We start from the raw sequence: 16,708 nt of genomic DNA on the forward strand, positions 1-16,708 counted from the left end.
CTTCAGGATACGCCGAATATCCCCCGAATCCAGAGGATGAACGGAACCGTTTGGCCGTTGCCGTGGGGGCCTTCATGACGAGTTCACCGGCCGTTGATCCGGCCGTTGTCCGGGGTGGCCAACATGGACGTGGAGCACCCGCACCCCGAACGCCGAAGGAACCGAAACCCATGGCATTTTGCCTCACGTCCTCTCCGAAACCCCGCCGACCGCTGACAGTCCTCATCCTCCTCGTCGCGGTTCTGGTGATCCCGGCCGCGATGGTCCCTGCCGCCGCCGCCCCGGCGCATGCCGTGGCACCGGAGGCCACGAAACTGCGACCTTCGTCGGCGGGTCCGCTATTGATCGGGCACCGTGGAGCCGCCGGGGTGGCACCGGAAAACACGGTGGCCGCCTTCAGGGCGGGCCGGGCTGCCGGCGTCGACTTCATCGAAACCGATGTGCAGCTCAGCGCCGATGGGGTGCCCTTCCTCTTCCATGACAACACTCCGGCACGCACGACCAATGTCGAGGAGGTCTATCCCGGTCGGGAGAAGGATCCGATCACCTCATTCACCTGGAAGGAACTGCGGGCTCTGGAGGTCGGCTCCTCCTTCGGCCGACGGTTCACCGGGGCGCGGATCCCGCATCTGGATGACCTGGCCCGTATCGCGAACCGCCGGACCGGGGTGTACCTGGAGATCAAGTCGCCGAAGAACTCCCCGGGCATCGAAGCGCTCGTGGCACGAAAGCTGTCCGGGCATCCGGCATGGAAACGGCTGGTGGACGCCGGGAAGGTCCACGTGCTGGGTTTCGACGCCTCCTCCAACCGCCGGTTTGCTGCCTTGGCACCACGAATTGACTTGCAACAACTGGTCGGCACCGTGCCGAATGAACAAACCCTGGCCGATTGGTCCGGCTTCGCCGACTCGGTGGGCACCAACTACCGCACCCTGACCCCCGGCGCGGTCGACCGGGTCCACGCGGCAGGCCTGGGTCTGGGGGTCTATACGGCGAACTCACCCGAAGCCATCACCATCGCCGTCGACCTGGGAGTGGACATAGTGACCGGGGACTTCCCGCAACAAAGCGTGCGACTCCAGGCCGGGAGGCCCCCGTTCCCGCGGGCTCGTGGCCTGCAGATCTCCGAGGCGGTGAATGATCCGCCCGGGGACGACGTGGCATTCGACGCGGGGGAGCATGTCGTGATCCGCAACGCCTCCGACCATGCGATCGACGCCTCCGGGGTGCTGCTCCGCGACGCCGCGAACAACACCCTGCGGGTCGGCGCCGGCTACCGGATCCCTCCGGGCGGGGAACTGCGGGTCCATACCGGCCCCGGAACCAACACCGCCACGGCCTACTTCAACGGCGGCTCGGCATCGATCCTGAATAAGGGCGGGGACTCGGTGGCCCTATGGGACAAGTGGGGGCGACTGCAGGACGTCTTCGCCAACTGAACGGTCCGAGGAGGCTCGGGCATCCGGGCCTCTCCCTTGACGCCCGCCGATGGGCGGCAGATGATCGAGCCAGGGACGGAGGAGGACCGAAAGAGATGACGGAGGCAGCATGCGCGAGGTCAAGGTAGGACTGTTCCAATCGGTTGACGGCGTCGTCGAATCGCCCCATCTGTGGCAGTTCGACCGTTTCGACGAGGAACTCGGTGCGGGGATGAACTCCATGATGGAGCAGACGGACACCGTCCTGCTCGGGCGGCACAGCTACCAGGAATGGGCGGGACATTGGCCGAAGGCCGGGCAGGACGACCCGTTTGCTGCCTTCATCAACCCCGTGGAGAAGTTCGTGGCCTCCCGGACGCTGGGCGGTGAGCTCGAATGGCAGAACTCGACGCTGATCCAGGACCCGTTGGAGGACTTCGTCCGCGACCTGCGCCAATCCGACGGCGGGGACGTTTCCGTATGCGGCAGCATCTCGGTCGTCCGCCAGCTCCTCTTCGCCGGCTTGCTGGACTCCTTGCAGTTGATGGTCCACCCGGTCATCGCCGGGGCGGGGAAGCATCTGTTCGAAGCCAGCGACCCGGTCACCCGACTGGTGCTGCAGGATTCCCGCCGGACCAGCAAGGGCAACATGGTCCTCAGCTACGGCCGCCACAGCGAGTGAGGACCCCGCAGAGACCGGCTTCACGGCGACGGCTGGGCGATCTTGAACAGTGCACCGGTCGGATCCGATAAGGCGGCGACCCGGCCGAACGTCGTGTCGACGGGCGGTTCGATCACGCTGGCTCCCAGGCCCAGCGCGCGGGTGATCGTTGCCTCGGTGTCCACGACCTGGAAGTAGACCTGCCAGGCGGAGGGGTGGCCCGTGCGCAGATAGGGGGCCGCATCGATGATTCCGGCGCTGGCCTCCGGCCCCTGGCCCAGCGTCGTGTAGCGGAAGTCGTCGGTGTAGGAGACGACGGTGGTCTGCCAGCTGAAGACCTGCTGGTAGAACTGCACGGTCTTCACGTAGTTGCGGGCGTGGAGTTCATGCCAGTAGGGGGCGCCCGGTTCGCCATGGAGGCGGAATCCGCGGTGCTCGGCGATTTCCCAGAGGCCCACCGAAGCCCCGGAGGGATCCAGCGCCCGGGCCACCCGGCCACGGGGAACGATCTCGGTGGTCTGGGCCATGATCTTTCCGCCCTGGCTGACGGCAACGGCGAGCGTGGCCTCGATGTCCTCCACGCGCAGGTACGTGCTCCAGGTGTCGGGGAGACCGGCTTCGCCGTCGTTGCCCACGATCCCGGCGACGGGGAGGCCGTCCTTGAAAGCGGTGAAGTACCGGCCAGACTGCGCCGGGTCGGCGGTGTCGAAGGTCCAGCCGAACACGGCTGCATAGAAGCCGCGGGCCCGTTCGGGTTGGGAGGACATCAAATCGATCCAGCAGGGGGCACCGGGGCTGGGGACGGGCATGGGCATGACGACCTCCTGGGTGGCGCGGATGGAACCGTGCGGAGAGTCTATGCCCGCGGCATCGGCTGCGCCCATGGGGCAGGACGTGCGGGATTCCCGAACCATCCCGGCTGCGGGGGCCGATCGGTCGCCCCGGTCCCTGATCTGGCCTACGGTGAAGCCATGGCCATCGTCTATCGTGCTGAGCTCACCCCCGGAAAACAAGAAATCGTCACCGCCTGGCTGGCCCGCCAACCCTGGTCGGGAGTCGACGACGGCGACTCCGTCGAAATGATCGGCGCCTACCGGTTCGATGACCCGGACGAAAGGATCGGCATCGAAACCCATCTGGTCCGCCGCTCCGACGGCACCGTCCTGCAGGTGCCGTTGACCTACCGGGGGGCCGAACTGTCCGGGGCCGAAGAACATCTGGCCGGGGAAATGGAACATTCGGTGCTCGGGCATCGCTGGATCTACGACGCCACCGGTGATCCCGTCTACGCCGCGGCACTGGCCCGGACCATCGTCCGGGGCCAGGCGGGGGCCGACCAGTTCCGTGACATCGACGGAACCTTGGTGCTCCAGCCCAGCACCGTCGTCGTCCACGGGTTCGGCGATCACGCGGCGCCGGCGCCGGACATCACGAGGGCTGCCCCGTCCACGAGCGAGGAACCGGGGGCCGGGCACGTCACGACGATCACCACCGACGGTCCGGCGCTCGCCGTCTACCGCACCCCGCACGCGGCGTCCGGGCATGACGGACACGACGGACGTGACGGACAGCTCACCGGCCGCTGGGACGGCCTGGGGGATTCACTGCTGCTGGCCGCCCTGACCTGAACGGGTAGGCCGGGAGGGCCCGGGGCCGCTGCCCGTAGGATATGGCCCATGACGACTCAAAGTGCGATCTTCGTGGATGCCGGGTTCCTGTTGGCCGTCGGCGGGCAGCATACGGCGGGCACTTCGCTGCGTTCGGCCTTCCGGGTGGACTACGAACGACTCGTGGAGGGCATTGCCGGCATTGCCCGGGAAGACAGTGCCCTGCCGGTGCTGCGCACCTATTGGTATGACGCCTCCCGGGACGGGCTGTTCACCGATCAGCATAAGCGCATCGGCATGGTCGACGGCGTGAAGGTGCGGCTGGGCCGGATCTCCTACAGCGGTGAGCAGAAGGGCGTGGACCTGCGGCTGGCCCTGGACCTGGTGGGGCTGGCCCGCAGCGGAGCCGTTTCGGTGGTCTACCTCGTCTCCGGGGACGACGACCTGGCCGAAGCCGTCGAAGAGGCCCAGGACATGGGCGTGCAGGTCAAGCTCATCGGACTGCGCAAACCCGAGACCCGGATCGGGCTGGCCTCGGTGGCCGAGCACCTGGCCCTGTGCGTCGACGGCATCACCGAGCTGCCCGCCGAGTTGCTCGAGGCGATGTTCACCCGGTCGGTGACCAAGGGGTCCATGCCCGGTCCCGGGGTCCATGCCACCGCTGATCCGACGCCGGAAGACACCCCGGGTGAAGCATCCGGGGCCGCGCTGGAAACCGACCCGGTCCAGGCGGTGAAGCCCGGGGCCCCTGCGGTGCGCCCGCAGCGACCTGTGCCCGGTCCGTCCCCGGTGCGCATCCCGCCGAACACCGGGCCGCTGCCCCACGTGCCATCGGCAGGACCGCAGCTGGTCCACTCCTCCACGCGAGAGAACGCCGCGGCCACGGCCGGGGCCCCCGAGGCCAGCGATAGCGCCCTTTTGCGGGCCGTCGGTGAAGTCGGGGCCAGCGTCGCGGACAACTGGTACGTCAACACCACCCAGCGCGAACTCACCGAGCTGCAGGCCGACCGTCCGCTGTTGCCACCGGAGATCGATCGGGTGCTGCTGAAGGATTGCGCCCAGCAGATCGGTGAATGGAAGACCGATATCCAGGTGGTCCGCCGGACCTTGCGCGCTTCCTTCTGGGACCGTCTCGATGAGCTGACCTGACCCGCTCGAAGGTTAACCTTCTACTTCCTCGGCAGTAGGGTCGACGGCATGAGTGAACACCCAGCCACCTCGACGTCGGACGTGACGGAACAGGGACCACGGACCGGGGCCTCCTGGATCAGCAGCAACCGGCCGGCAAGCATGTATGCGGCGGTGATGATGGCCATCTCCGGGGGAATCGTCTGGTCCATGGCCGGCGCCCCCGAGGAAGCGGCCAAGAACTGGCTGATCCTGGCGTGGATCCTGCTGACCTCCACCTACACGGCGTTCGCCCTGGCCCCGAGGCCCCTGCCCCGTGTCGTGCACTTCGCGCTGGCCGTCGTCGTGGTGGCCGTCGTCGTGTGGGCGTGGTCGCCCGGTGTGCAGGAAAGTAGCCTGGCCATACCCTTCATCCCCCTGGCCATCGGAGCCGTGGGAATGGCCTTTTCCACGGGCCGGTTCCGGCCCGAAGGCGCGGAGCCCGAAGGGAACCCGCAGCAGCACGATTGAGACGTCTCAGCGCCGCCCGGTGCCGGCATCGCGGACCAGCTCGCGAAGGCCGGCGACAAAATCCTTCCACGCGGAACGACAAGGGACCCGGGGCTCCTCGGCCCCTTGGATGCGGGCGGCCCACAACTCATCGGTGGTGCTGTCCAGTGCCTCCTGCGCCCAACCGCCCATGAGCCCATAGGCCGGCGCACGGACGGGCGCGGGGGAGAGGAAGATGTCGTGGAAGGCGTCCTGGATGCGTCGGATGGTGACATCGCTGCCCAGGGACGACGCGCGTTCGGCCACGACGTCGACGTTCAGGGCGACGTCGGCGGTGGTGGCCTCGACGGACCAGCGCGGCTGCAGGTAGCTCCTGGATGAAAGCAGGACCAGGACCGGGATCTCCAGGTCCAGGCCGTCGGCCACGGTGGCCTGGCCCTCAAAGACGGCATTGAGGAAGGCCCAGGTCAGCGGGAACCCGCGTTCGGGCCGCCATTGAAGGTTGTAGTCCCATTCGCCGTCGAACTGGCTGGAGACGGCCCGGGTGTAGATCCCCGGATCGATGGTCGGCAAAGAGGCCGCCGGGCGCAGCCACGACCCGGCGTGCATCAACGGGGCCATCATGGCCCGGCCGATATCCCGTCCCTGGAACTCCAGCCACGGGGAATTCAGGACCAGGGCGTCGACCTGCTGCGGATGGCGGGCGGCCCACAGCGTGGCCGTCAGGCCACCGGTGGAATGACCCATCAACAACAACGGGGTCGTGGACGCCGAATCGCGACCCATGGCCTCCAGCGCGGCGGCGATCTCCTCGTCGTATTCGTCGAGGCTGGTGATGTACCCCGGGGTGGAGCCCGGGCGGAGGCTGCGCCCGTAGTGGCGTAGATCGATGGCGAAGAAGCGGGCGCCGGCCCGATGCCAGAACTCCGCGAGCTCACGTTGGAAGAAGTAGTCGGACCACCCGTGGATGTACAGGACGTCGACTCCGGATAGTTCCGGGACGTTCCAGTCCTGGATGCCCCCGCCATACCTCACCAGGGTGGCCACCTCGCCCGAGGGCAGCTCCAGGGTGAGCTGCTCGAACCCCGGCCCCAACACATCGGGAACCCACGTCGTCATGTCCGCAGCCTACAACGACTGACCGGGCCTCCCTCCAGCTGCGGGAACCTACAGTAGGGGTGTGACCTACACCGCACCGGAATCCTTCACCACCCGCCCGACCCTGTACGGCAGCTTCGGCATGAGCGCCTCCACCCACTGGCTGGCGACCGGCTGCGCCCAATCGGTCCTCGAACGCGGGGGCAACGCCTTCGATGCCGCCGTGGCCGCCGGCTTCGTGCTCCACGTCGTCGAACCGCATTTGAACGGCCCCGGCGGCGATATGACCGCGCTCTTCGCCACTGCTGAACGGCCGGCCGAGCCAGTGATCCTGATGGGCCAGGGGCCGGCACCGGCGGCGGCCACCGTGGAGCATTACCGTGCCGAAGGCCTGGATCTGGTGCCCGGGGCCGGCGCGCTGGCGGCGGCGGTCCCCGGGGCGGTGGACGCCTGGTTGCTGCTGCTGCGTGACCACGGCAGCTGGGACCTGGCCGACGTGCTGGCCTATGCCATCGACCAGGCCCGGGACGGGCACCGGATCCTGCCGCGCGTGTGCGACACCATCGCCACGGTCGCCGACCTGTTCACCGACCATTGGCCCAGCTCGGCCCGGCAGTGGCTCCCGGAGGGGAAGCCGCCGGCCGAAGGGTCGATGCTCTACAACCCGACGTATGCGCAGCTGCTCGGATCCCTGGCTCGGACGGCGACAACTACCGCAGCGGACGGCGGCCGGGCCGCTGGAATCGATGCCGCCCGTGGGCTCTGGGCGCATACCGTCGGCACCGAGGCGGAGGCCTTCCTCGCGACACCCCACCGGCATTCCTCCGGGACCGACCATGCCGCGGTGATGACGGCCGCCGACGTCGACGGGTTCCGGGCCGGCTACGAACCGGCGGCCACCGTCGTCTTTCGCGGACACACCATCGCCAAGACCGGACCCTGGGGGCAGGGCCCGGCACTGCTGTTGGCCCTGGCCATCCTCGAGGGGTACGACGACGACTACCTGGACCCGTCCACCGAACTCGGCGCCCACACCATCCTGGAGGCCCTGAAGCTGGCGATGGCCGACCGGGAAGCCTATTTCGGGGACACCGATGTCCCGCTGGAGTACCTGCTGGGTGCCGACTATGCTGCCGAACGCCGCGGCTTGATCACCGAACGGGCCAGCCATGACTTCCGACCGGGAACCGTCCCCGGGCACACGCCGTTTCGGCCCGACCTGCGCACCGAGGAACCGTCCCCGGCCCGGGCCGACGGCGCCAAGACCGGTTTCGCCGGCGTCGGGGAACCGACGGTCCGCCCCAGCGGGGAAACCCGAGGGGACACCTGTCATCTGGATGTGGTGGACCGGTGGGGGAACATGGTGTCGGCTACCCCCTCGGGTGGCTGGCTGCAATCCTCGCCGAACGTCCCCGCGCTGGGATTCTGCCTGGGCACCCGGCTGCAAATGACCTGGCTACAGGCAGGCTCTCCGTCCACCCTGTCTCCCGGGAAACGCCCGCGCACCACGTTGACCCCCACCCTGGTCTTCAAGGGCGGTCAGCCGGTGGCGGCAGTGGGCTCGCCGGGAGGGGACCAGCAGGATCAGTGGCAGCTGCTCTACCTATTGCGCACCATCGTCGGTGGGTACACCCCGCAGCAGGCGATCGACGCCCCGGCGCTGCACACCACCTCAATTCCCGGTTCTTTTTGGCCGCGGACCTGGGCTCCGGGTGGGGCCGTGGTGGAGGACCGGCTGGGCGAAGCGGTGATCGCCGGGCTTGAAGCCCGTGGCCATGTGGTGACCCGGGCCGGTGACTGGGCGCTGGGACGGCTGTCCGTCGTCGTCCGGGATCCAGCGACAGGTCAACTCGCGGCGGCAGCGAATCCCCGTGGGGCCCAGGGCTACGCCGCAGGACGCTGATCGGCAGGTGTGGGTGCCGGACCGCGTCCAGCGCGGTTCCCGCCGTGGAGCCGGGCCCCGCGCTGGTTTCGGCGTTATGCCTTCCTCGGATGGGCCACGGCCTCGCTACTGGCCAGGCGGTTTAGCGCCAAGGCGGCCACCAGAAGGCCGAAGTCCCGCAGCCCCACATCGAAGAACCCGGGGAGCAGCAGGAGGTTCACGATGATGCCGGCCAGCCAGGCGACGATGACCAGCGAACCGATGCGTGGCCGCAGTGCGACCAGAATGCCTGCGGCGATCTCCACGATGCCGACCCCGTACATGAAGACCTCCGGGCTGACCGGGACGATGTCGGTGGCGATGGGGGCCAGGTAATGCGTCCAATCGGTGAGCACGTTGGTGAACTTGTCGATACCGAAGATGATCGGCGCGATGGTGAAGATGGTCCGCAGCAGGAGGAAGGCCTGATGCGTGGCACGGCTGTGTTGCCGGGTGCCCTCCGGGGCGAGATGGGTGGTCATGATGGGAACCTTTCTAAAGTAGAGATAACTCACATTAGAACCGTCGGTACTCTAAATCAATACATATTCGTTTTAGAAGTAGACTGACGTCATGAGACCCGTATCGCGCCATCGTTCCCTGCAGGACATCGCCACCGTCGCGGACCCCCTACGCGCTTCGATTTACGAGTTGGTGTCGCGCAGCCGGGAATCAGTGGGGCGCGACGAGGTCGCCCGGGAACTGGGCTTGGCCCGCCATGCTGCGGCCTTCCAATTGGATCGGCTCGCCGAACAGGGGCTGCTCACGGTGGAATTCCGTCGGTTGAATGGGGCCACGGGCCCCGGTTCCGGCAGGCCCTCCAAGGTCTACCGGGCGACCCGGACTGAGGTGTCCGCCAGTGTCCCGCAGCGCGAATATACCGTCGCCGCCGACATCATGGCCGAGGCGATCGACGCCTCCCGTGCCGACGGCCGGTCGTTGGACGAGCACCTGCCCGAAGCCGCGCGCGCGGCGGGGCGCCGCCTGGCGGCCGGCCAAGCGGATGTGCAGGCTTTTCTCGCCGCGAACGGCTACCGGCCAGAGGATCGTCAAGACGGGACCACGGATCTGACCAACTGTCCGTTTCACTCCCTGGCCAACCGGCATACCGACACGGTGTGCGGAATCAACCAGGAGCTGATCTGCGGGGCCTTGGAGACGCTGGAATCGGATCGGCGCACCGAACGGGTGGAACCCAGCGCGCCCTGCGGATGCTGCGTCAGATTGGCTGCGGAGTAGCGCCCGGCAGGTCTACGGGGCGCACGTCAGCTCATCCGGCACAGCGATCGTCTTCACGACGTCGCCGCTGGCGGGATCGATGAAGACCACGGAATCCTTCGGCCATTCGGGGTTCGGCTCCACCCGGTCGGGGTACTCGGCTGAGGGTGAAGAAGCATCGGGATCCTGGGCGGCCTCCGACGTGAGCGGGCCGTCTTGGAGGATCGTCCCGCTGGTGGTCTCGACGACCCGCACGCCCTGATCCACGCCGTCATAGAATTCCTGCGGGAGATCCCCGGCAATAAATTGGTCCTGCAACGCCGAACAGTCCTCCGAAGCCACGGCCGAAGAAGAGCCGGCGGCGGACTCCGGCGGCGCCGAGGCATCCGGCGCCGTTGTCCCCGTGCCGCAGCCGGCCAGCAAGGCGCCGACCGCGATCAGCGGCAGGATCGTTTTGGTCTTCACTGGCATGCGTCCTCCGACGTTGTGGTTTTGCCCACCGTATCGCAGGGGGTGAGCAACAAAAACGCTTAGCGGTGCGGGAGAGGTCATCATTGGCCGTTGTTCTTCACACCGTGTAGTTCTGGGGTGTGCTTCCTCCGAATCCCCCCGCGCCCCCGGTGGCCACGCCCAGCCCAGAAACCCCTGGACACGTCGTGGCGGCCCGGGGCCATGATGGGTATCGGCAGTACCGGATCCCCGCGCTCGCCGTGAGTACCTCGGGAACGGTACTGGCCGCCTATGACGGCCGACCCAATCTCGATGACCTACCCAACACCATCGACCTGCTCGTGCGCCGCAGCTTCGACCACGGTACGACGTGGGGACCACAACAGCTGATCCGCACCGGGGAAGGCCTGACCGGATACGGTGATCCCAGCCTGCTCGTGGACCGGCAGACCGGACGCATCTTCTGCTTCCATGCGGCCGGCACCCATGCCGGGTTCTTCGAAGCCGTCGAAGGGCTCGAACCGGACGACGACGTCCAGCACGTGGATCTGTCCATCTCGGACGACGACGGGGCCACCTGGTCCCACCGGCGGCTGACCGGGGAACTCAAGCGCGAGGGCGTGACCGGGATCTTCGCCGCCGCCGGGAACGGGATCCAACTCGACGCCGGCCCCTATGCCGGCCGACTCATCCAACAGATGGTCCTGCTGTTCAACGGCTTCATCCGCGCCGCCAGCGCCTACTCCGACGACCACGGAGACACCTGGACCCTGGGTGAGCCCGCCCCGGGGGAAGCGAATGAAAACAAGACCCTCTGCCTGCCCGACGGCACCGTGCTGCTGAACTCACGGGCGCCCGGGGCCCGCCGGGGAGCCATCTCGCGCGACGGCGGCCACAGCTACACGGCCCTGGAACCGATCCCCACCCTCCCCGATCCGGGGGACAACGGATCCATCCTGCGCCTGCGCACCACCGCAGACGGAGGGTCCGTCCTGCTGGCGACCAATAACCGGGACACCGCACTGCGGCGTCAGACCGTGCTCAGTGCCTCCTACGACGCCGGGGCCAGCTGGGTGCCGGTGCGTACCCTCTGCTTAGGAAGCTCGGCCTATTCCACGGCCGCCGTGCTGGCCGACGGCTCACTCGGGGTCTTCTACGAACGCTGCGGGTACACCGAGCTGGTGTTCACCCGCATCGACGCCGACCAGTTGGGTGATGAGGCACTCGCCGCCGCGGCGGCGACCTTCACCGAGGACGACGGCGGAGCGCTGACCTGGGTGCTGCGCTCCATCACCCCCGGGCGGCCCACCGAATGGGTCACGGTCGGGGCCACGCATTCGATCCCGGCGGAAGCGGGGCAGTGGGGTGTGCACACCTGGAAGGAAATCGGGCACGGTTACGCGGAGGAGGGGCAGATCCTGGGCACCCGCGAGGCCCAGATCGCCAACTACGGGCCCCCGGCCCCCGGGGTGAAGGTCGGGGACCTCCTCGCCTTCACCGGGCGGTTCAGGAACCTTCGGGATGAAACGGTGACGGCCGAACTCTCCGGGACCTTCGATGGGGAGGTGGCCGGCGACTTCCCGCCGGTTGAACTCGAGCCGGGCGCCGAGACACTGTATTTCACCCCGACCCAGACGGTGAGCGCAGCAGATCTGGCAGCCGGAGCCGTCGTCGTGCACTGTGCGGTCGCCGCCGGAGGGGAGTACTTCGAGCAGACCTTCACCGTGGACACGAAGACCGGAACCGGGGAACCGGTGGGCAGTAACGGTCGGACGACAATATAGACCAGCCGAGTGGACGTCTCTTCGAGTGCTGTAGCGTGGCCGGAAACGCCCGTCGCGAGGTCGCCGGGCCGGACCACTGGCACCGTGGGGAGAGGCACCATGATCGGTCAAAACGCAGTGGGGCCAAGGATCGCGGTCTGCGCCGCGGTGACGCTCCTCGCCGCTGCCGGGCTGAGCGGCTGCACCTCATCGACCGGATCGTCGGCTGCCACCTCCACGGCAGCGGCGGCCCAGCAGGGGCTGGAATACGACGCCGACCTCGGGGCCATGTATGCCGGCGTCCCGGTCCTGTTCAACCCGGCGGAACTCGCCGGCGGGGCGGCCGTGGAGGATCATGAACGACTGGAGTTCGACGCCGGGCAGGAGGTGCCGAAGGGACTGGAGATCGCCACCCCCGGCGTGGCCGAGCTGCCGCGGCTTTGCGAGGAAGCAGAGCCTTGCCGGGACGGCGAAGAACCGAAGTTCGCCCCGGAAGAGGCGGTCGTGGTCAAGGCCTCCGAAGGGTATGACGGGGCACCCTTCACGCTGACCGGGCAGGCGATCGATGCCGACGGAAAATCCACCGACGTCAGCATGGTCGTGACCCCCGAATCGGTCGGCAGGGCCCCCCGGGGATACCACGGTGTCCGCAGCCAACCGCATGACCGCGGGATAGGGGGACAGCAAGCTGACCATCGACTTCTCCGAGGCGATGATGGTCAACCATGCGGGCGGCAAAAGCTACGTCACCGGCACCTATGAGGCCGAGTTCCCGGCGATGGCCGTTCCCCCCGGTGGCGTCCTGGACAGCACCCACGCCGGCGACTTCACGGCTGATGAGATCTTCAGCACGGTCGTCGACCAGAAGAAACCGCAGCTCTCCGGCGAACAAGGCGTCCTGGCGGTCCTCATCGACGATACCGCCGGCGGGGTGACCTACTCCCTCGCCGCCGGCGCCGTCCTGTCGTTCCCATACGCCGAGGTCGTGGCTTCGCTGCCCCACACCACAGACGAATAGGCGCCGGCACCTTCTCCTGCGGTTAGTGGTCCGGGGCCTGCGGGTTGAGCATGCTGGCTGCGGCGGCCCGATGCTCCTCCAGCCCGGTGGCCAGTGCGTAGAGCGCATGACTTAGTGGGCTGGCCGCCAACAACGAGGCGCAGCGTTCGGCCAGCCGGGGCTCCTCCCGCCCGGTGAGCTCGGTATAGCGGGCCACGGTCCGCTCGAAGATATCGGCACTGGAGATCATGCAGTGGAACGTGAAATCGACCACCGGATCGCTGACCTTCGCCGTGGTCCAGTCCAGCACCGAAACGATCTGCTCATGCTCATCGAGCAGCAGATGGGCCGGGTAGAGCTCCCCGTGGGTGAACACGGTGGACCGTGGCCATAATCCGTCATCGGCCAGCCAGGCCTCCCAACCGCCGACCAGGTCGTCGGAGACCTCGAACTCGGCCCGCACCCGCTCCAGGTCCGCCCGCCAGCGGGCTCTGACCTGCTCGGGGTCCTCATGCGGAACGCCTGCTGTTTGGGCCCGGTCCGTGTCCAGGGTGTGCAGTTCGGCGATGACCCGGGCCAGGGAATCGGCGTAGGCCTCTGATTCGGTGTCGAAGTTCCACAGCGGCTCACCGGCGCCGTCCAGGGTCAGCCCGGGGAAACCGGGCAACAACGGATAGGCGATGAGTTCGGCGGTGCTGATCCGCCAGTCGGGGACGGCCACCGACAGCCGGGGGCGCACGAAATCAAGGATCGCCCGTTCCTCGCCGAGCGTGGCGGAGACCTCGTCGCGGCGCGGGATCCGTAGCACCCACTGCTGGGCCACCTCGGAGTCCTCGTGGCCGAACGCGACCCGGTAGTCCAGCCCCGATTCGTTGAACGTGATGCCCTCTTCGGTCAGGTCCAGATCGTGGCGGGCGGCCAGGGCGCGGACGGCTTCGGGGGTTTCCGGCAGGTCGGTGCTCATGGATGGCATTGTCTCAGAGGTCGGTGACGATGACGACGTCCAGACGCCGGGGCCCGTGAACCCCTTCCACCCGTTCGAGCTCGATATCGCTGGTGGCGCTGGGGCCGGAGATCCAGGTCAACGGCCGGGTGATCTCCAGCCGCGACATGGCCTCGGGCAGGATCTGGACGATGGACGACGCCGGGACGATGCACACATGCTGATCGGGCACCAGGCTGATCGCCCGCCGCCCCTGGTCGGGCGAGCCGTCCAACACGATCGTGGCCGATTCGGCGATGGAGACCGTCGAGGAAGTGACCACGGAGGAGAGCGCGTCGAGTTCGGGCACGCTCAACCGGTGGCCCGGGGCGTCGGTGATCCGCCGGTCATCGACGCGCAGATCGTCAACGTCGAACCAGGCCTCGGGCAGCCCGTGGGGGACCACGTACCCGGAGGCCTCCTTCAGCAGGGTGGCGATGGTCCCCGGGAGTCCTGCCGCAGTCACGACGTCGACGTGGGCCTTATAGTCCTCGAGACGTTCGACCAGCATCTCCTCGATGTCCTGTTCCGATAGATCGGCGGACCGGCGGTAGGTGCGCGGGACCTCGGGGATCGCGGGTTCGTCGGCCAGGGCCGAGGTGATGCGTTCGAGGATCTCTTCGCGGGCGCCCATCATTTTCCGTCCTTCGTGGTGCCGGTGTCCCCAGCGTCGTGCTCGGAGGCCCACCAGTCGCGGAAGGACTTCTTCGGTGGCGCCGGGATGTCACGGGAGGCGGTCCACCCGCCGGCCAGGCGGCCGGGAAGACGTTTGATCTTCTTATCCCGTCCGGCAGCCAACCGGCCCAAGGGCAGGGCCTTCTCCAACAGGTTCAGGTGCGTCCCGGAGGAGAACGCCCATTGGGCGCCCTTCATCATCAGGTCCATTTCCGAGGGCATCCGGGGTTTTCCGCGCCGGGAGTCGACGTCCTCGCCGCGCAGGTGCACCAGGATCTCGGGGATGTTGATCTTCACCGGGCAGGCGTCGAAGCAGGCCCCGCACAGGCTGGAGGCATAGGGCAGGGAATTATTCTCCTCCGCCTTGATGTCGGTCATCAGCGGGGAGAGGATCGCCCCGATCGGTCCCGGGTAGGTCGAGCCGTAGGCGTGGCCGCCGGTGCGTTCGTAGACCGGGCAGACGTTCATGCAGGCCGAGCACCGGATGCAGTGCAACGCCGAACGTCCGTACCGATCCGACAGGGCGGCGGTGCGCCCGTTGTCCACCATCACCAGGTGCACGTTCTGTGGTCCGTCGTCCTCGGTGACCCCGGTCCAGAAGGAGGTGTACGGGTTCATCCGTTCCCCGGTGGAGGAGCGGGGGAGCAGCTGCATGAAGACCTCGAGGTCGTCGGCCTGGGGCAGCAGCTTCTCGATGCCCATCACGGTGATCAGCGTTTGTGGCAGCGTCAGGCACATCCGGCCATTGCCTTCGGATTCGACGACGCCCAGGGTGCCGGTATCGGCCAGCGCGAAGTTGGCCCCGGAGATGGCGACCTTGGCCGAGAGGAACTTGCGCCGCAGGTGGGCCCGGGCGGCCATGGCCAGCTGGCGCGGGTCATCGGTCAGCTCCGGGTCGACATCGGGCATTTCGCGCAGGAAGATCTCGCGGACCTCGGAGCGGTTCTTGTGGATGGCCGGGACCAGGATGTGGCTGGGCTTATCGTGGCCGAGCTGGACGATCAGTTCGGCCAGATCGGTTTCGAAGGCCTCGATCCCCTCGGCCGCGAGGTGGTCGTTCAGACCGATCTCCTCGGTGGCCATCGACTTGACCTTCACGACCTCCTCGGTGTCCTGCTCACGGACGAGGGAGGCGACGATCCGGTTGGCCTCCTCGGCGTCCCGGGCCCAGTGGATGATCCCGCCGCGGGCGGTGAAGTTCGCCTCGAACTGTTCCAGCAGGGCCGGAAGGTCGGCCATGGCCGCTTCCTTCGTCGCCGATCCGGCGGAGCGCAGGTCCTCCCAGTCGGGCAGCTCCCCGACGACCTTCAGCCGCTTATCGCGGATGGAGTGGGTGGCATGGCGCAGGTTGGTGCGCATTTGGTCGTTGGCCAGCTCGTGGTGGGCTGCGTCGGGGAAGGACTCGGTGGCATGCAGGTTCCCGATCCCGTAGGCGGGCAGGGACGGCATGCCGACGAAGACGGCGCTCATCGGGCCACCTTCGCCTTCGCGCCGTGCCCGGTCCCGGCGTCATACGGGTTCTCCCGGGTGCTGGCGAGGATCTCGGCGAAGTGCAGGGTGCCCGCCGCGGCGCCGGAGCGGGAGAGCCCACCGCCGATATGCAGCAGGCAGGAGGCGTCGCCCCCGGTGCACAGCGAGGCGCCGGTGGAGGTGATGTTCTCCGCCTTGTCCTCGAGCATGGCCGAGGAGACCTCGGCGTTCTTCATCGAGAACGTCCCGCCGAAGCCGCAGCACTGGTCGGCCTCGGGCAGATCGGCCACCGTGATGCCCTCGACGGTGCGCAGCAGATCCAGTTGGCGGTCCTGCAGGCGCAACAGCCGCATCCCGTGGCAGGAGGGATGGTAGGTCACCGAGGTCGGGAACCAGCTGCCCAGTTCTGCGGCGGCGTCGGTGATGCCCAGGACGTCGGTGAGCAGTTGGGAGAGCTCGTAGGTGCGCGTCCCCACCGACTCGGCCCGGCTCTTGAGCCCGGCATCGCCGGCCCGTTCGGCGATCATCGGGTGCTGGTGCTTCACCGAGGCGACGCAGGAGGCCGAAGGGGCCACGGCGACGTCGTAGTCGGGGGTGTCGAAGGCCTCGACGTGATTGGCGATGACCGGCACGGCCTCGGCGAAGTAGCCGGAGTTGATGTGCATCTGACCGCAGCAGGCCTGGCCGGTCGGGAACACGACTTCGTGCCCGAGCCGTTCCAGGATCGAGACGGTGGCCCGGGCGGTGCTCGGGTACATGCCATCGACGATGCAGGTGGCAAATAGGGCGATTTTCATTCAGGGCCTTCCGGTGGCGTCGTCGAGCGAGCCA

At 67.9% G+C, this 16,708-nt stretch carries 18 protein-coding genes; 10 read left to right on the forward strand and 8 right to left on the reverse strand.

The features are described from left to right. Positions 1 to 170 precede the first annotated feature (170 nt). Entirely contained in the window at positions 171 to 1,439 is a 1,269-nt protein-coding gene (locus ACT3S2_RS07040) for a glycerophosphodiester phosphodiesterase family protein (RefSeq protein WP_444554129.1), read from the forward strand. A gap of 109 nt (positions 1,440 to 1,548) precedes the next feature. Further along, the gene (locus ACT3S2_RS07045; protein ID WP_443382074.1) at positions 1,549 to 2,100 is read left to right on the forward strand and encodes a dihydrofolate reductase family protein; all 552 of its coding nucleotides are present in this window, start codon (positions 1,549 to 1,551) and stop codon (positions 2,098 to 2,100) included. Between the two features lie 20 nt (positions 2,101 to 2,120). Here the strand turns inward: ACT3S2_RS07045 and ACT3S2_RS07050 are convergent, their stop codons facing one another. Beyond that, on the reverse strand, positions 2,121 to 2,894 hold the full coding sequence (locus tag ACT3S2_RS07050) for a VOC family protein (protein ID WP_443382076.1): 774 nt from the start codon (positions 2,892 to 2,894) through the stop codon (positions 2,121 to 2,123). Positions 2,895 to 2,924: 30 nt separating this feature from the next. Between ACT3S2_RS07050 and ACT3S2_RS07055 the strand changes: the two genes are divergently transcribed. The 3 genes from ACT3S2_RS07055 to ACT3S2_RS07065 are packed head-to-tail and all read left to right on the forward strand — an operon-like array spanning position 2,925 to position 5,324. Continuing rightward, positions 2,925 to 3,707 carry a CG0192-related protein gene (locus ACT3S2_RS07055; RefSeq protein WP_443382078.1) on the forward strand — a complete coding sequence of 261 codons (783 nt, stop codon included), beginning with the start codon at positions 2,925 to 2,927 and terminating at the stop codon, positions 3,705 to 3,707. A gap of 48 nt (positions 3,708 to 3,755) precedes the next feature. Then, the gene (locus tag ACT3S2_RS07060) at positions 3,756 to 4,835 is read left to right on the forward strand and encodes an NYN domain-containing protein (RefSeq protein ID WP_444554128.1); all 1,080 of its coding nucleotides are present in this window, start codon (positions 3,756 to 3,758) and stop codon (positions 4,833 to 4,835) included. Between the two features lie 48 nt (positions 4,836 to 4,883). After that, positions 4,884 to 5,324 carry a hypothetical protein gene (locus ACT3S2_RS07065; protein WP_444554127.1) on the forward strand — a complete coding sequence of 147 codons (441 nt, stop codon included), beginning with the start codon at positions 4,884 to 4,886 and terminating at the stop codon, positions 5,322 to 5,324. Between the two features lie 6 nt (positions 5,325 to 5,330). Here ACT3S2_RS07065 and ACT3S2_RS07070 read toward each other — a convergent pair whose 3' ends face one another. Further along, positions 5,331 to 6,422 carry an alpha/beta hydrolase gene (locus ACT3S2_RS07070; protein ID WP_444554126.1) on the reverse strand — a complete coding sequence of 364 codons (1,092 nt, stop codon included), beginning with the start codon at positions 6,420 to 6,422 and terminating at the stop codon, positions 5,331 to 5,333. Between the two features lie 61 nt (positions 6,423 to 6,483). Here ACT3S2_RS07070 and ACT3S2_RS07075 point away from each other — a divergent pair, with 61 nt between their 5' ends. After that, complete coding sequence (locus tag ACT3S2_RS07075; RefSeq protein ID WP_444554125.1) at positions 6,484 to 8,304, forward strand: gamma-glutamyltransferase family protein; 1,821 nt, start codon at positions 6,484 to 6,486, stop codon at positions 8,302 to 8,304. A gap of 74 nt (positions 8,305 to 8,378) precedes the next feature. Here ACT3S2_RS07075 and ACT3S2_RS07080 read toward each other — a convergent pair whose 3' ends face one another. Further along, positions 8,379 to 8,804, reverse strand: a complete 426-nt coding sequence (locus ACT3S2_RS07080; protein ID WP_443382088.1) for a hypothetical protein — start codon at positions 8,802 to 8,804, stop codon at positions 8,379 to 8,381. A gap of 91 nt (positions 8,805 to 8,895) precedes the next feature. Between ACT3S2_RS07080 and ACT3S2_RS07085 the strand changes: the two genes are divergently transcribed. After that, entirely contained in the window at positions 8,896 to 9,561 is a 666-nt protein-coding gene (locus ACT3S2_RS07085) for a helix-turn-helix transcriptional regulator (protein ID WP_443382090.1), read from the forward strand. A 12-nt stretch (positions 9,562 to 9,573) separates the two neighbouring features. Here ACT3S2_RS07085 and ACT3S2_RS07090 read toward each other — a convergent pair whose 3' ends face one another. Continuing rightward, complete coding sequence (locus ACT3S2_RS07090; protein ID WP_444554124.1) at positions 9,574 to 10,011, reverse strand: hypothetical protein; 438 nt, start codon at positions 10,009 to 10,011, stop codon at positions 9,574 to 9,576. Positions 10,012 to 10,250: 239 nt separating this feature from the next. Here ACT3S2_RS07090 and ACT3S2_RS07095 point away from each other — a divergent pair, with 239 nt between their 5' ends. The 3 genes from ACT3S2_RS07095 (at position 10,251) to ACT3S2_RS07105 (ending at position 12,771) form a co-directional block, all read left to right on the forward strand. Continuing rightward, positions 10,251 to 11,774, forward strand: a complete 1,524-nt coding sequence (locus ACT3S2_RS07095) for a sialidase family protein (protein WP_444554123.1) — start codon at positions 10,251 to 10,253, stop codon at positions 11,772 to 11,774. 99 nt (positions 11,775 to 11,873) lie between these two features. Then, positions 11,874 to 12,515 (forward strand): hypothetical protein, encoded by a 642-nt coding sequence (locus ACT3S2_RS07100; RefSeq protein WP_444554122.1) that lies wholly within the window; start codon positions 11,874 to 11,876, stop codon positions 12,513 to 12,515. Then, positions 12,466 to 12,771 carry a hypothetical protein gene (locus ACT3S2_RS07105; RefSeq protein WP_444554121.1) on the forward strand — a complete coding sequence of 102 codons (306 nt, stop codon included), beginning with the start codon at positions 12,466 to 12,468 and terminating at the stop codon, positions 12,769 to 12,771. Before ACT3S2_RS07100 ends, ACT3S2_RS07105 begins: the two co-directional genes overlap by 50 nt. A 22-nt stretch (positions 12,772 to 12,793) precedes the next feature. Here ACT3S2_RS07105 and ACT3S2_RS07110 read toward each other — a convergent pair whose 3' ends face one another. From ACT3S2_RS07110 to ACT3S2_RS07125, 4 genes are read right to left on the reverse strand one after another with little or no spacing between them, the layout of a single operon-like run. Further along, positions 12,794 to 13,714 (reverse strand): macrolide 2'-phosphotransferase, encoded by a 921-nt coding sequence (locus ACT3S2_RS07110; protein WP_444554120.1) that lies wholly within the window; start codon positions 13,712 to 13,714, stop codon positions 12,794 to 12,796. Between the two features lie 13 nt (positions 13,715 to 13,727). Beyond that, a complete protein-coding gene (locus ACT3S2_RS07115; protein ID WP_443382120.1) occupies positions 13,728 to 14,366 on the reverse strand; it encodes a LutC/YkgG family protein in 639 nt (212 codons plus the stop codon). Then, positions 14,366 to 15,877 carry a lactate utilization protein B gene (locus ACT3S2_RS07120; RefSeq protein ID WP_444561453.1) on the reverse strand — a complete coding sequence of 504 codons (1,512 nt, stop codon included), beginning with the start codon at positions 15,875 to 15,877 and terminating at the stop codon, positions 14,366 to 14,368. The genes ACT3S2_RS07115 and ACT3S2_RS07120 overlap by 1 nt, the downstream gene beginning before the upstream one ends. Continuing rightward, positions 15,874 to 16,674 carry a (Fe-S)-binding protein gene (locus ACT3S2_RS07125; RefSeq protein ID WP_444554118.1) on the reverse strand — a complete coding sequence of 267 codons (801 nt, stop codon included), beginning with the start codon at positions 16,672 to 16,674 and terminating at the stop codon, positions 15,874 to 15,876. The genes ACT3S2_RS07120 and ACT3S2_RS07125 overlap by 4 nt, the downstream gene beginning before the upstream one ends. Positions 16,675 to 16,708: the final 34 nt, after the last annotated feature.

This window comes from Arthrobacter sp. AOP36-A1-22 (assembly GCF_052377615.1).
Lineage (GTDB): Bacteria > Actinomycetota > Actinomycetes > Actinomycetales > Micrococcaceae > Arthrobacter_H.

Excerpts from the sequence above, each read along its gene's own strand:
- ACT3S2_RS07040 (WP_444554129.1), top strand. The coding sequence starts at position 171 with ATGGCATTTTGCCTCACGTCCTCTCCGAAACCCCGCCGACCGCTGACA.
- ACT3S2_RS07045 (WP_443382074.1), top strand. The coding sequence starts at position 1,549 with ATGCGCGAGGTCAAGGTAGGACTGTTCCAATCGGTTGACGGCGTCGTC.
- ACT3S2_RS07050 (WP_443382076.1), bottom strand. The coding sequence starts at position 2,894 with ATGCCCATGCCCGTCCCCAGCCCCGGTGCCCCCTGCTGGATCGATTTG.
- ACT3S2_RS07060 (WP_444554128.1), top strand. The coding sequence starts at position 3,756 with ATGACGACTCAAAGTGCGATCTTCGTGGATGCCGGGTTCCTGTTGGCC.
- ACT3S2_RS07065 (WP_444554127.1), top strand. The coding sequence starts at position 4,884 with ATGAGTGAACACCCAGCCACCTCGACGTCGGACGTGACGGAACAGGGA.
- ACT3S2_RS07070 (WP_444554126.1), bottom strand. The coding sequence starts at position 6,422 with ATGACGACGTGGGTTCCCGATGTGTTGGGGCCGGGGTTCGAGCAGCTC.
- ACT3S2_RS07080 (WP_443382088.1), bottom strand. The coding sequence starts at position 8,804 with ATGACCACCCATCTCGCCCCGGAGGGCACCCGGCAACACAGCCGTGCC.
- ACT3S2_RS07085 (WP_443382090.1), top strand. The coding sequence starts at position 8,896 with ATGAGACCCGTATCGCGCCATCGTTCCCTGCAGGACATCGCCACCGTC.
- ACT3S2_RS07090 (WP_444554124.1), bottom strand. The coding sequence starts at position 10,011 with ATGCCAGTGAAGACCAAAACGATCCTGCCGCTGATCGCGGTCGGCGCC.
- ACT3S2_RS07100 (WP_444554122.1), top strand. The coding sequence starts at position 11,874 with ATGATCGGTCAAAACGCAGTGGGGCCAAGGATCGCGGTCTGCGCCGCG.
- ACT3S2_RS07105 (WP_444554121.1), top strand. The coding sequence starts at position 12,466 with ATGATGGTCAACCATGCGGGCGGCAAAAGCTACGTCACCGGCACCTAT.
- ACT3S2_RS07110 (WP_444554120.1), bottom strand. The coding sequence starts at position 13,714 with ATGAGCACCGACCTGCCGGAAACCCCCGAAGCCGTCCGCGCCCTGGCC.
- ACT3S2_RS07115 (WP_443382120.1), bottom strand. The coding sequence starts at position 14,366 with ATGGGCGCCCGCGAAGAGATCCTCGAACGCATCACCTCGGCCCTGGCC.
- ACT3S2_RS07120 (WP_444561453.1), bottom strand. The coding sequence starts at position 15,877 with ATGAGCGCCGTCTTCGTCGGCATGCCGTCCCTGCCCGCCTACGGGATC.
- ACT3S2_RS07125 (WP_444554118.1), bottom strand. The coding sequence starts at position 16,674 with ATGAAAATCGCCCTATTTGCCACCTGCATCGTCGATGGCATGTACCCG.